Genomic DNA, 12,747 nt, shown 5'->3' on the forward strand with positions numbered 1-12,747 from the left:
CTAAACTTTATCTTTTTCTTTCGTTGTTTCAGCGTTTTCTTCAGCGGCTGACTTGTTTGCAAGAGACTCTGTTGGCTTATCTTCTTTCTCTTCTTCTGTTACAGCTTTTTTAAAACCTTTAACAGCAGAACCTAGATCAGAACCCAAATTGCGTAACTTTTTGGTACCAAACAATAAAATAACAATTGCAGCAACAATCAATAATTGCCAAATACTTATTCCACCCATAAAAAAAACTCCTATAATTCAGATACAGACATTATAAAGTTATATTTTAAAAAAGCATCAGTTCACTGTTTTAAATTAGGGAGAATTAGTCGTTTGATTAAATTGGCGTCTTTGAAAATCATAAAAATGTTAATTTTGTTCGTGTTAATAAACCCAATTGAGTGGTGTGTTGCACAAGAATCAGACTCGTCAAAACAAGAGCAACAACAAAAACCACCTGCAGATCAAGACTGCATTAAGCCGCCATTACCCACACAAAAAAATGAACATTGGATGGAAAGCTTCCACCACACTGTTTCCAACAGTGTATATCAGTCTGCACTGTGGTTTGATAATTTTTTTCTTGAAGAAGGTTTAGAACAAGAAACACCAAAAACAACCGCTAGGATTAGGCTAGGGTGGGAGCCAAAAGCGAGGGACTGGGCAGAATTTGATACTCGTTTTAGAGTAAAAGTACGACTACCGCATTTTAAAGATAGGGTTGATTTAATTTTTTCAGATGATGATGACAACACACAAAGCTCTCTGCCTTTAGAGTCAGCTGACACACGAAAAGACCTTGAAGATGAAAGCTTTTCAGCTGCAGTTCGTTATACACACCGTCGTTCAAAAAATCGTATCTTGGAGTCCCGTATCGGTATATCTGGTGGTGATATTTTTTTTCGCGTGAAACACAATAGGCGCTTTACATGGAATGAAAAAAACAGCTTTAAAATAGAACCCTCAGTCTATTATTTTCTCGATGATGGGCTAGGTGCCAAATTATTATTAGAATATGACTATCAAATGAACAAGAAAACACAATTAAGAATTAATTATAGTGTTCGAGGTTCAGCGGAATATAGTGGCCTAAGGTGGAAGCATGGTGCTTATTATTTACACCAACTAGATCAAAAATCGGCTTCTATCACAACGATTCAAGCAGAAGGTGAACGTAATGGCGAACGCGGGTTTGTCATCGATAAATACCGCCTCAGCCATCGATATCGATTTAATGCTTTACGCAGTTGGATATTTTTTGAAATCGAGCCTTTTTTGGAATGGCCAGAGAAAGAAAATTATACTACCACACCCGGTATTGCGCTAAGAATAGAAGGTTTTTTCTCTCGAGGATAACTTAAGCACGCGCTTTCGAGTCGTTTTCTTCAATATCACAGCCATCTGCAAATTTTTTCGGCTTCGCAATATGGTACCCTTGACCAAATTCACAGCCAACATCATTAAGCTTGTCTAACATTTCCTGTGATTCAATGCCTTCAGCCACCAGTCGATAACCAAACTGACTGCCTAAATCATGTAACGCTTTAACCAAGGTTATATTATCGCTATTACAACCAATAGAATGAATTAGACTGCGGTCCAGCTTAATAAACTCAAAAGGGTAGCTATGTAAAAAGTTAAATGACGACAACCCTGCGCCATAATCATCTAGCGCTAATTTTACACCAAACTTCTTCAGTTTTTTCAAACCTTTCAATGCTAACTCAGTATGTTGTGCAAACGCATTTTCATTAAACTCCAAAATTAAACGTTCCGGTTGAACCGTGTTCAATTTGATCAAATCAATCAATAAGTGTAATTGATTTGCTTGGGTTAAATGACGTCCAGACAAATTAACGCCGATAAAAGCATTCTCATAGTGCGCATGAGACTCCCATTGTTTCAAGCGCAAACAAACTTGCTCGATAACCCAGGTTTCAATCTCTAAAATCATGCCAGTTTCTTCTGCCATAAAAAGAAATTCACTCGGTGTTAACAAGCCTTTAGTGGGATGTTGCCAACGCAATAACGCTTCAAAGCCGATTGTATTCGTACTCTGTAAATCATTGATTTGTTGGTAATGCAGCTCAAATTGCTGCTGTTTAATGGCAATACGTAACTCTTGCTCTAACGTTAAGCTAGCGATTAATTGTTCACGCATACTGTCGTCAAAAAAGACGTAACGCCCTCTACCCATGCTCTTGGCTTGATACATTGCAGCATCAGCATCACGTAGAATTTCATTGGCGTCATTATAATGGTGATTACACAAAGCAATGCCAATACTCGCATTTGAATATAGTGTATGCCCATTAACATCAAATGGTTGTTCTATTGCGGTAATAATTCGGGTAGCGACTTCTTCTACATCATCTTGAGACTGCAAAGAATCCAATAATACCACGAATTCGTCACCACCTAATCGCGCTAAAATATCGTTATCACGAACACAAATAGTCAGCCTTTTGGCAATTTCTTTTAAAAATTCATCACCAGCATGATGTCCCAAAGTATCATTGATTAATTTAAAACGGTCTAAATCAATAAATAATACAGCAAACCTATGATTTGGATGACGTTTTACATGACTTAATGCATAGTTAAGTCGATCAGAAAACATCGCTCTGTTAGGTAATCTAGTAAGTGCATCATGATGAGCCTCAAAATAAAGCTGTTGTTCAGCTTTACGCCTTTCTTCAATTTGCATCCGTAGATTTAAATTTGTCGCTTGGAGCTCTTGGGTACGTTGATTTACCATGCGCTCAAGTTCATCATGACTACGTTGTGAGGCAGCTAAGGCTTCCTTACGTAAAATTGCAGAAGCGACATGTTGACTAACAAAGCGAACAAGCTCCAAATCTTGATGACTGTACGCATGGTGGTTTTCATAATGTTGAATAGCAAATACACCAATGACACGATCTTGTGCTAGTAATGGTGCGCCTAACCAAGCTTTAGGTAAACGATCTGCAGGATACTGCATCGTAAAGGCTTTTTGTTCAATATCACCCTGTTCTGTTAAAGCATAAATACTGCCATTGGTGACCATCAAAGGTTGCGCTTTAGAAATCGCTAATTCTGTTAAGCCGTTACCTATTTTTCTCGGTTGTGGGTGCGTAACTTTTTCATCAACGTAATATGGAAAACTTAATGACCTTTCTGCTTCATTTACGAGCGCAACATAGAAATTATCAGCAGGTAATAACGCATTTATTTCTTGATGTAATGACTGATAAAACAACTGAATATCTTGATTAGTGGCAGTTAACTCGGAAATAGATAGCATCGCTTTATAAAGTTTAACCGCCTTTTGGCGTTCGCCAATTTCCTGTTGTAACTTACGATTTGTCTCCGTTAGCTTTTGTGTGCGCTGACGTATATTTTGCTCGAGTATTTCTCTACTTCTCACTCTATCAATAGCGGTTACTAGATGTTCAGCAATGAATTCAAGTAATTGGCAATCCCGGTCATCAAAATAAAGCTTCTCATCATAACTTTGTAAGGCAATGACACCAATGACTTGATGACCACGCTTTAATGGTACGCCTAACCAATCCACACAAGATGAACCATAAAGGGCTATTTTCTCAGCTTTTGCCAATGCCATTCTCTCTGCAGAGCTGCAATGTATTGCATCACATTCATCAAATACAATATGACTTAAACTCTGACGCCAATGGTTTTTTTCTAAGTGCTCTAGTAGCCTTTGCTCTTTCATATTATGAGCATGGGCGAGTGAAAGTTGACGTGATTTATTCAATAATACAATGTGGAAACTATCAGTAATCAATAACGACCTGATCACTGATTCTAGGGCACAATAAAACGACGACATATCATTTACCGTGCTTGCCAACTCTGACAGTCGCAACAATCCTGATTGCATCGTTTTTACTTGTCGATATTTTTTTAACAGCGACTTCAATTTAGGTAATTGGCGCGCTGCTTGAATATCTGTACTCGCCTTTACATCCATCTAAGGCTAACCCATCTATTTATTTTGTATTATTATTGTGCGACTTAGTCTATCAAATTTATTTGATTTGACTAGTGTAAAAGTACAAAAAACAACCATTAATTTACAATTAACCCGTTTTTTACTTATTCAGCGTACATAAGTGCCTGACATTTTTGCTTTTTATAAATATGCCTCACTTTTCAAAACAGCGTATTTGAAGTGAAAGGCCTATTTAGGGTAACCAGACCTAAGCATCCTACCACCTTTCGCTAAAAACAAAAAAACCGGCAAATGCCGGTTTTTTTCTATAGCGGTAGGCAAATTATGCAGCCATACCGTTTTTCAATTTATTTAACGCATTTTTCTCTAACTGGCGTACGCGCTCAGCAGAAATTTGGTATTTATCAGCTAACTCTTGAAGTGTTGCTTTATCTTCTTCCAACCAACGTGTTTTAATAATGTCTTGGCTACGATCATCAAGTGCAACTAATGCATTGGCCAAACGCTTATTCGCGTGTTGCTCCCAATTGTTCTCTTCAACTTGCTGAGCAATGTCTGAACTAGCATCTTCTAAATACTGAGCTGGAGCAAAACTACTGCCCATTGAACTATCATCGTCATCATTCGACATTTCAAACGTTTGATCTTGGCTTGTCATACGTGATTCCATTTCCATCACGTCTTTCTTAGATACACCAAGAGATTCAGCAACATGACTTACTTCATCATTGCTAAACCAACCTAAACGTTTCTTATTTTTACGTAAATTAAAAAATAACTTACGTTGCGCTTTGGTTGTAGCTACCTTCACGATACGCCAATTACGTAAAACAAACTCGTGAATTTCCGCTTTGATCCAATGAACAGCAAATGACACCAAGCGTACACCTACTTCAGGGTTAAACCGCTTAACTGCCTTCATCAAACCTACATTACCTTCTTGGATCAAATCAGCTTGAGCTAACCCGTATCCTGCATATCCTTTTGCTACGTGAACAACAAAACGTAAGTGCGACATAATCAACTCTTGCGCCGCCTGTAAGTCGTCTTCACTATGTAAACGAGTCGCTAGCTCATGCTCCCGCTCAGCGGAAAGCATAGGAATGCTATAAGCTGATTGTACATAGGCTTCAATGCTGCCGCTTTGCGGCACTGATAGCGCCATCGATTGCATTGTATCACTCATTTAAGTCACCCTTTTTTAGACCTGGCTCGCGATAATAACACGAAGAATTTAATTGATCGATAGCTAATTTAACGATCATTACTATTATAGACAGGGAATTAAGCTAACATCTTTCACTGATTGATAAATTAATTTTTTGTGAAATTAGCGAAGAAACATAACATCGGAGTACAATAGCATTTCCCTGCACACAATAAGACAATCTATTCTGCTGTAGGTTCAATAGCACGAATATGTTTTCGTACCGAAATATAACTACCTGATAACCCTAACACTACTGCAAAGAATAACAACCACAACATTTCACTACCACTTAAACCAATCAAACGAAAATTACTTTGATATAGATCGGTAAGTGCGATCATTGATAACGAGAAATAATGTACTAACGCTGCAACGCAAAGTACTGCCACCATGCCGCCTAGCACACCATACCACATACCAGCATATAGAAATGGCCGTTGAATAAAGCTGTCAGTTGCTCCAACAAGTTTCATAACGGCAATAGCGTCACGTTGATTTAAAATCGCTAACCTAATGGTATTGCCAATAATTAAGACAACCGATGCACACAACAAAATGGCAATACCAATAACAATATCTTCAATTAATGTAGCAATAGCTTGTAAGCGAGTTAGCCATTCTAAATCAAGCTTTCCTTGTTCAACTTCTCTTTCATTCTCTAGTTTCTGTAAAAGTTCCTCCGCTGCCTGTGGCTGACTCGAACGTTGAGTTGGGATCACGAGCACTGTAGCAGGTAAAGGATTTGTCGATAAGTATTCTAATGCCTGACCAAAACCAGAAGACTCCTTAAATTCGTCCATTGCTTGTTGCGCGGAAATATAAGTAACGCTAGCAACTTCAGGGTATAAAGATATGCGTTTTACCAAATTATTAGCAGCACTATCCGTAACCGAAAGCTTTAAAAATAAACTGATTTCAGATGCCGACTCCCACTGTTGGGATACTGATTGTGCATTTTTAACAAATACATGCAATGTGGCCGGTAATGTAAGACTAATACCAAGCACAAGTATGGTCATAACCGATGTAAAAGGCGTGCGCCATAAATCACCTAAACTACCGACGCTTTGTTGTAGATGACGGACAAAGTAAGCGATAATTTTCTGTAAAAAATTAATATTAGGCTTTGACGAGTTAGACTTTGATGACGTATTACGTTTATTCATCATGAACTCCTTGCAAACCTTCAACTAAACCATCATCAATCATCGCCCCTTGCTTTAAGGTTAAGGTCCGATATTTTAGCCGGGCTATAAGCCCTAAATCATGAGTGGCAATCAATACAGCAACACCTAAATCATTGAATTCTTCAAAGAGCTTAATAATTTCTAATGAGAGTTTAGGGTCTAAATTACCAGTAGGTTCATCGGCAAGCAGGATAGGAGGCTTATTCACGATTGCTCGCGCTATCCCTACACGCTGCTGTTCACCACCTGACAGCATATGTGGATAACAACGGATCTTGCTGGTTAAATGTACTTTTTCCAATGCCGCTTCTACACGTTTCTTCGTTTCTTTGTGGCTAAATCCTTCGATGATAAGTGGCAATGCCACATTATCAAAGACTGTACGATCCATAAGCAAATTATGATTTTGGAAAATCATCCCAATGCCTCGACGTACATACGGAATTTGCGAATAGGAAACGGAAGATAAATTAACACCATTAATATGAACTGTACCACTAGTGGGTGTTTCCATCAGTGACATCAATTTTAATAAGGTACTTTTACCGGCACCTGAATGCCCAGTTAAAAATGCCATTTCCCCAGCCGCTAAACTAAAGCTAACATTGTTCAATGCAATAAAGCCGCCGGGATAAGTTTTGTTTACCTGATTAAAACGGATCATGGTGATTCTTATTTATTTTTATTCTTGGTTATGTTCTTGGCTGAACAACGCATCAATAAAGTCAGTACCATTGAAAGGACGTAAATCATCAATCCCTTCTCCTACACCTAAATATCGAATAGGAATACCAAACTTATCAGCAACGGCAAAAACAACACCGCCTTTAGCTGTGCCATCTAATTTTGTCAGAGTTAGTCCGGTTAATCCTACTGCATCATCAAATAACTGTGTTTGACTGAGCGCATTTTGTCCTGTACCTGCATCAATGGTTAACATCACTTCATGTGGCGCGTTTTCATCGAGCTTTTTCATCACTCGCACCACTTTTTTCAACTCTTCCATTAAATGTGCTTTATTTTGTAGTCGACCTGCAGTATCGGCAATAAGTACATCAGCCCCTCTAGATTTTGCTGCACTAATCGCATCAAATATAACCGATGCACTATCTGCTCCTGTATGTTGTGCGATGACAGGGATATCATTTCTTTCCCCCCACACCTGCAATTGCTCAACGGCGGCAGCTCGAAAGGTGTCGCCAGCTGCTAACATAACAGATTTGCCTTGCGCCTGAAATTGCTTCGCGAGTTTTCCGATCGTCGTTGTTTTTCCAACGCCATTAACGCCAACCATTAATATTACATGGGGGCTATCACTCTTGGGAATATCTAAAGGCTTATTAACCGGTTCGATAATTTTATTCAGTTCTTGTTTGAGCAAGTCGTATAGTGCTTCTGCATCTTTTAGCTGGCTGCGTGATGCTGACTCAGTTAACGACTCAATAATTTTCATTGTGGTTTCAACACCAACATCAGCCATTAATAAGTGCGTTTCTAACTCTTCAAACAGCTCATCATCAATTTTCTTGCCACGAAAGAGATCGAATAATCCACCACCAATATTCTGACGTGTTTTACTTAACCCTTGTTTCAACCGGGCAAAAAAACCAACTTTTGGCTCTGGCTCTGGCTCTGGCTCTGGCTCTGGCTCTGGCTCTGGCTCTGGCTCTGGCTCTGGCTCTGGCTCTGGCTCTGGCTCTGGCTCTGGCTCTGGCTCTGGCTCTGGCTCTGGCTCTGGCTCTGGCTCTGGCTCTGGCTCTGGCTCTGGCTCTGGCTCTGGCTCTGGCTCATCAATGTTTTGTTGATTCTGTGCTGTTGGCAAGTCTTTTTCTTCGATTTCTTCTACAGACGTCTCCTCAGACGCTTGCTCTGCTACTACTTGCTCTTCTTCAGTTGTTGGTTTTTCGGCTTTTTTGCCAAAACCTAACCAAGAAAACATACCTTTTTTTTCTGACATTTCGTAACTTCTTTCTTTTAAAAACCAACAACGGCTGTTATTGCGTGTTAAACAAGGATAAAATTGCCGATAGTTTAACACCTTACTAGCTGACAAAAAACAAAAGCTTGAACCTATGTCTCGCATCAAAAAAAATCACTCTAAAAACACTAAACCTTCAGGCAGTATTCGCATTATTGCGGGCAAACATCGAGGTCGAAAGCTTCCGGTGATTGATGCGCAAGGGTTACGACCTACCACAGATAGAGTCAAAGAAACGGTCTTTAACTGGTTAATGCCATATATCAACGAAAGTCATTGTTTAGACTGTTTCTCTGGCGCAGGTAGTTTAGGATTTGAAGCAATGTCACGTGGCGCAAGCAGTGTGTGCATGTTAGAACTAAATAAGCAGGCAGCACAGCAACTCAATAATAACAAAGCACTATTAAAAGCAACGCCTTGCAAGGTTTATCATACCGATACGTTATCGTTTTTAACAACCCAGGAAAAAACTGCATTTGATATCGTTTTTATTGACCCTCCATTTCGCCAGCAACTTTTACCCAAGGTTATATCGCTTTTAGAAATGGGTTGGTTAACTAAAAATGCGTTAATTTATATTGAACAAGAAGCCGAAAATAACGATGTCGATATCCCTAAAAATTGGCAGTTAATAAAAGAAAAAATAACTGGACAAGTGAAGTATCAATTATTTCAAAAGTTAAACGACGATTAATTCTACTTGTTCTGGTGATCTCTACCTCTGGTTCATAACGTATTGCCCAGTAAAACAAAGGTATTACGTTATGTTTATTCGAAAAACAATTTTTATTCTGCTAACACTACTGATAAGCGCGTGCTCAAATACATACCCAAATAAAGAATTAACGAATCAGCGTTTTCCTAGTGTTATTGGCACCAATTTACTCAAAGAAACAGTAAGCTTGCCTGAAGATTTAACACATAAACCTGTCGTTTTATTGCTTGGCTACAAGCAAGATAGTCAGTTTGATATCGATCGTTGGCTTATAGGTTTAGAGATGACCGAAACTAATATTCAGGCACTTGAAATTCCGACGATTCAAGGTTTATTTCCAAGAATGTTTAAAACCCAAATTAATGAAGGTATGCGCAGAGGCATTCCAAAAGATTTGTGGGCCGGTGTCATTACGGTTTATAAACAAGGTGATAAACTACAACAATTTACCGGCAACGAAAAGCCTAATAATGCTCGAGTAATCTTACTTGATGAACAAGGTGTAATTCGCTATTTCTATGATCAAGGTTTTGCTGTTTCTGCTTTGCAAGGTTTACGAGCAACAATCGAAAAAATCAAACAATAGTGATGTACTATAACTCGATACCTAAGCTCGAATAGCCTTGGCCAAGAGCCATTTCTTTTAGCGCTTTAATCGTACTGGTATTTTCTGAAGATGCCTGTAACAAATCAAACAAAGCATTCTGCATCTCTTTTTCCCATGTCATCAATGGATGCTGTTGTATTAATAATTCATCAGCATCTTCCATTTCTTCATGCTCTTCGAGAATGCACAACTCTACATAAGCTGAAACGCTATTCAACGACAGTCTAGAAACCTGCGTGATCAACTCTTCATCCTTTTGTTGTATGTATTGCAACAACGCGTTCAACGCCATACATGCATCGAGTGCTGGAAAAACGCCAAAAAACTCAAACGCTTCAGGATCAGGAATTTGCTCCTCAAGTTTTTCTAATTGCACTTCGCAATTAATATTTATTTTTTGTTTTTTATCAAGCCGCTGCCAAATAAGATCAAGCTGATTTCTTAATACTTTGCTATTTCCTACCTTCGTGGCTTCACTAAACATTTTATAGTTAGGTAACATTCTTTCGATAAGTGTTGCAGCAAAGGCCATTTGTTGCCAAGGCGTTAAGTTTTTTATGGGAAGTCTCATGATTTTATGTTACCTACTGTTAAAGGCGCACAGTATACTGAGTTTACAAAACTGATCATTGTTTTTTTGCGAGTTCTTTCTGCGCATATTCAAATCGTAATCGATACTCCGTAACCTGCTGCTCAAGCTCATTTACGGTTTGCGTATATTTAGCCGACAGCTCTTGGTTTTCATCTCTTAAATATTTTATTGTTTCGCGCGCTTTAGCATATTCAGTTTCTTGTTGCTGTTTTTTCGCTTGCTGACTTTCAATGCGTTCTTGATGTTGTGTGACCTCTTGCTGCAGTTTTACTAACGAATCTTCACTTGTTGCTAACTGCTGATTAACCTCTGTCAGTTCGTTGGTTAATTCAGTTACTTTTTTTTCTAACTGTTCAGTATTTTCTTGATGTTGCGTAATCTCAGCCATGAGCGAAACAATATGCTCATTTTTATTTGCTATCTCATCGTTTAACGACTGACTGTTGTTTTCAAGTACTTGTAATTTTTCGTGTTGCTGCTTTTGATATTGCTTAAACTTTGTGAGGTGTTTTGTTAAATCTTGCTCTTTCTCGGCATAAAGTTTTTTAAAATTACTTAGCTCTTCTGTTGTATCTGATAATTGCTGCTGCTGAATTACTTGCTGTTGCTCCGTATTTGCTTGAAAATGTTCAAACTCAGCCGTTACTTCGTTTAATTGGCTATTTAATTGGGAAATTTGTTGATTTTGAACATCGAGCGTCGCCGTTTTAGCCTGAGCATTCTTATCAATAGTCTCTTGCAGCGCAACCTGTTCAGCCAATTGTTCTTTGAGTGATTTACATTCTGCTTCCAGGGCACTGACATCGTTACTGTCGGCCTGTGACGATATTTGTTTTGATAAATCAGCTAACTGCTGTTGAAAGTTATTTTCTCGTTGCTCAAAAGTTTTAGCATCTTCTTGTTGACGTCGTTGTAATTCAGAAATTTTTTCTTTTAAGGCAACTACTTGGGGTAATGCGTCTATTTGCTGTGGCGTAAGGGGATCAGTAGCAGACTCTTCAATAATAGCGGAAACTTGCTGCGTAATGCTGCTTGCCAGTGCCTGAAGCTTTTTATCAATGCTATGTGAATTCTCGTTTTTATCTGCCATGCAAATTCCAGATGTCCCAACACCACCTTTAAAACTAGCACAGCCATTAACAATAAAAAAGGGAGCATATGCTCCCTTAATACAAACCGACTAGAAAATTACTTCTCTTCAGGTTGCTTTACACTATATTGAATATTGGCAACTTTTTGACCATTACTGCTAGCATTACGTAATTGTGCTAAACGATTTACTTGGCCTGATGAAGCTAACATAGCGTGAATTGGTAAGAAAATGCCTGTTTTGTATAGTTCAACGATTTTCTCATCCGATAAGCCTTGCAGCTTCTCTTCATTGATACCATATAAACCAACAAGCTTTTTATTTTGACCGTCAGAGAAAGATACATTTAATTCAAGCTCTTGCAACAAGTCGTTATCTGTTAATACTTTTACAAAGTTTTGGCTTGTCATTTCGTTTTCATACAAACGACCTAACTGGTCATGGATGTTTTTGAAAAACTCAGTTTCTTCGCCTTTATCATCAAACATTGCATTGTCTTTGTCTTCACCAACAAATGGGCTATCTAAATCAATGCAAGCCGTTAAGGTGTTTTCTTTTTCAGGATCTAAGCCTAAAGAAAAAGGCACAAGCGAGATCGCTTGTGGGATATAAATGGCTTGCCATTTTTCACCATCAAGATATAAGTTTTCGCCAGATTCAAGACCTAACATTACAACACTGCGGTATTGTCCAGAATCAGGATCTTTAATAAAAACGATTGGGTAACTTGTTGCTGCTTGCGCAAATTCACGTACATTGATTGGTGCAATATGCTGATCTGCAAATTGTCTTAAGTCACGTTTAGTAGCAACTTTAACGTTTTGGTGTTGCTCTTTTTTTACTGCTACGATATTTGTCATGTTTATTCCACTCTAAGCATTTATTTACTGCGTATTATTCTTTATCTATAAGTCGCAGAACTTCTATTAGTGAAGTAGTTATATAGACACCTTTCGTGGCTTTCAATGGCTAATTAACAAAAATATAGTAATATTAACAATTATCGGCTAAATCTTTAGATATCTATTTTATGTATTTAATCCTAACTCGCTAAAAATAATGAAGTTTATTACCCCATATTTTCACCTACAATGTAACAAAAATATTTTCTCTGTTTTTTTGTTACTTTTGCTGTGCGCATGCTTCTTCGCACCGGCGGCATACGCTAATAAGCCCAAAATAAAATCTATTTTTGGCTATAGTTTAAAAGGGTTTCCAAGAATGCAGGTAAAAAATGAATCAAATAGAGAGTTAGCCTGCTGGGTTGCAATTGACGGTTTTAAGAAAAAATTTCGTTTACCGCAATTTACAACGTCACAATGGATAACAGTTTATGACAAGCGATATAATTATCAGAATTTTAGCACCTGGTGCGATTATATTGAACGTTACCCAGAATATCGTCAATATAATCGCGGTTAA

13 protein-coding genes are annotated in these 12,747 nt (G+C 38.3%); 4 read left to right on the top strand and 9 right to left on the bottom strand.

Going from position 1 to position 12,747, the window contains the following annotated elements; all coding sequences use genetic code 11:
- Positions 1-228: a Sec-independent protein translocase subunit TatA gene (gene tatA / locus QUE09_RS17325; protein ID WP_286234129.1), complete on the bottom strand. Its 228-nt coding sequence runs from the start codon at positions 226-228 to the stop codon at positions 1-3.
- A gap of 126 nt (positions 229-354) precedes the next feature.
- Between tatA and QUE09_RS17330 the strand changes: the two genes are divergently transcribed.
- The gene (locus tag QUE09_RS17330) at positions 355-1,344 is read left to right on the top strand and encodes a hypothetical protein (protein WP_286234130.1); all 990 of its coding nucleotides are present in this window, start codon (positions 355-357) and stop codon (positions 1,342-1,344) included.
- A gap of 1 nt (position 1,345) precedes the next feature.
- On the opposite strand, the gene QUE09_RS17335 is transcribed toward QUE09_RS17330, so the two are convergent.
- From QUE09_RS17335 to ftsY, 5 genes are all read right to left on the bottom strand, one after another.
- The gene (locus QUE09_RS17335) at positions 1,346-3,964 is read right to left on the bottom strand and encodes an EAL domain-containing protein (RefSeq protein WP_286234131.1); all 2,619 of its coding nucleotides are present in this window, start codon (positions 3,962-3,964) and stop codon (positions 1,346-1,348) included.
- 304 nt (positions 3,965-4,268) lie between these two features.
- Positions 4,269-5,132 (bottom strand): RNA polymerase sigma factor RpoH, encoded by an 864-nt coding sequence (gene rpoH, locus QUE09_RS17340; RefSeq protein ID WP_286234132.1) that lies wholly within the window; start codon positions 5,130-5,132, stop codon positions 4,269-4,271.
- Between the two features lie 203 nt (positions 5,133-5,335).
- Positions 5,336-6,322, bottom strand: coding sequence for a permease-like cell division protein FtsX (gene ftsX / locus QUE09_RS17345; RefSeq protein ID WP_434017579.1), 987 nt, complete (start codon positions 6,320-6,322; stop codon positions 5,336-5,338).
- On the bottom strand, positions 6,315-7,007 hold the full coding sequence (gene ftsE, locus QUE09_RS17350) for a cell division ATP-binding protein FtsE (RefSeq protein ID WP_286234134.1): 693 nt from the start codon (positions 7,005-7,007) through the stop codon (positions 6,315-6,317). Before ftsE ends, ftsX begins: the two co-directional genes overlap by 8 nt.
- A gap of 18 nt (positions 7,008-7,025) precedes the next feature.
- Complete coding sequence (gene ftsY, locus QUE09_RS17355; RefSeq protein WP_286234135.1) at positions 7,026-8,300, bottom strand: signal recognition particle-docking protein FtsY; 1,275 nt, start codon at positions 8,298-8,300, stop codon at positions 7,026-7,028.
- A gap of 124 nt (positions 8,301-8,424) precedes the next feature.
- On the opposite strand from ftsY, the gene rsmD reads away from it, so the two are divergent.
- Positions 8,425-9,015, top strand: a complete 591-nt coding sequence (rsmD, locus tag QUE09_RS17360) for a 16S rRNA (guanine(966)-N(2))-methyltransferase RsmD (RefSeq protein WP_350226395.1) — start codon at positions 8,425-8,427, stop codon at positions 9,013-9,015.
- A gap of 70 nt (positions 9,016-9,085) precedes the next feature.
- On the top strand, positions 9,086-9,622 hold the full coding sequence (locus QUE09_RS17365; RefSeq protein ID WP_286234137.1) for a hypothetical protein: 537 nt from the start codon (positions 9,086-9,088) through the stop codon (positions 9,620-9,622).
- Between the two features lie 7 nt (positions 9,623-9,629).
- Here QUE09_RS17365 and QUE09_RS17370 read toward each other — a convergent pair whose 3' ends face one another.
- The 3 genes from QUE09_RS17370 to QUE09_RS17380 all read right to left on the bottom strand — a co-directional run bounded on the left by QUE09_RS17370 (position 9,630) and on the right by QUE09_RS17380 (position 12,185).
- The gene (locus QUE09_RS17370; protein ID WP_286234138.1) at positions 9,630-10,214 is read right to left on the bottom strand and encodes a YjaG family protein; all 585 of its coding nucleotides are present in this window, start codon (positions 10,212-10,214) and stop codon (positions 9,630-9,632) included.
- 55 nt (positions 10,215-10,269) lie between these two features.
- On the bottom strand, positions 10,270-11,325 hold the full coding sequence (locus tag QUE09_RS17375) for a coiled-coil domain-containing protein (protein WP_286234139.1): 1,056 nt from the start codon (positions 11,323-11,325) through the stop codon (positions 10,270-10,272).
- Positions 11,326-11,423: 98 nt separating this feature from the next.
- Positions 11,424-12,185, bottom strand: a complete 762-nt coding sequence (locus QUE09_RS17380) for a SapC family protein (protein WP_286234140.1) — start codon at positions 12,183-12,185, stop codon at positions 11,424-11,426.
- Positions 12,186-12,546: 361 nt separating this feature from the next.
- On the opposite strand from QUE09_RS17380, the gene QUE09_RS17385 reads away from it, so the two are divergent.
- Complete coding sequence (locus QUE09_RS17385) at positions 12,547-12,747, top strand: hypothetical protein (protein ID WP_286234141.1); 201 nt, start codon at positions 12,547-12,549, stop codon at positions 12,745-12,747.

The sequence above is a fragment of the Thalassotalea sediminis genome (assembly GCF_030295915.1).
GTDB lineage: Bacteria > Pseudomonadota > Gammaproteobacteria > Enterobacterales > Alteromonadaceae > Thalassotalea_C > Thalassotalea_C sediminis.

Coding starts and splice junctions, on each gene's coding strand:
- rpoH (WP_286234132.1), bottom strand. CDS start 5,132: ATGAGTGATACAATGCAATCGATGGCGCTATCAGTGCCGCAAAGCGGC.
- QUE09_RS17330 (WP_286234130.1), top strand. CDS start 355: ATGTTAATTTTGTTCGTGTTAATAAACCCAATTGAGTGGTGTGTTGCA.
- tatA (WP_286234129.1), bottom strand. CDS start 228: ATGGGTGGAATAAGTATTTGGCAATTATTGATTGTTGCTGCAATTGTT.
- QUE09_RS17335 (WP_286234131.1), bottom strand. CDS start 3,964: ATGGATGTAAAGGCGAGTACAGATATTCAAGCAGCGCGCCAATTACCT.
- QUE09_RS17380 (WP_286234140.1), bottom strand. CDS start 12,185: ATGACAAATATCGTAGCAGTAAAAAAAGAGCAACACCAAAACGTTAAA.
- QUE09_RS17375 (WP_286234139.1), bottom strand. CDS start 11,325: ATGGCAGATAAAAACGAGAATTCACATAGCATTGATAAAAAGCTTCAG.
- QUE09_RS17370 (WP_286234138.1), bottom strand. CDS start 10,214: ATGAGACTTCCCATAAAAAACTTAACGCCTTGGCAACAAATGGCCTTT.
- QUE09_RS17365 (WP_286234137.1), top strand. CDS start 9,086: ATGTTTATTCGAAAAACAATTTTTATTCTGCTAACACTACTGATAAGC.
- ftsE (WP_286234134.1), bottom strand. CDS start 7,007: ATGATCCGTTTTAATCAGGTAAACAAAACTTATCCCGGCGGCTTTATT.
- ftsX (WP_434017579.1), bottom strand. CDS start 6,322: ATGAATAAACGTAATACGTCATCAAAGTCTAACTCGTCAAAGCCTAAT.
- QUE09_RS17385 (WP_286234141.1), top strand. CDS start 12,547: ATGCAGGTAAAAAATGAATCAAATAGAGAGTTAGCCTGCTGGGTTGCA.
- ftsY (WP_286234135.1), bottom strand. CDS start 8,300: ATGTCAGAAAAAAAAGGTATGTTTTCTTGGTTAGGTTTTGGCAAAAAA.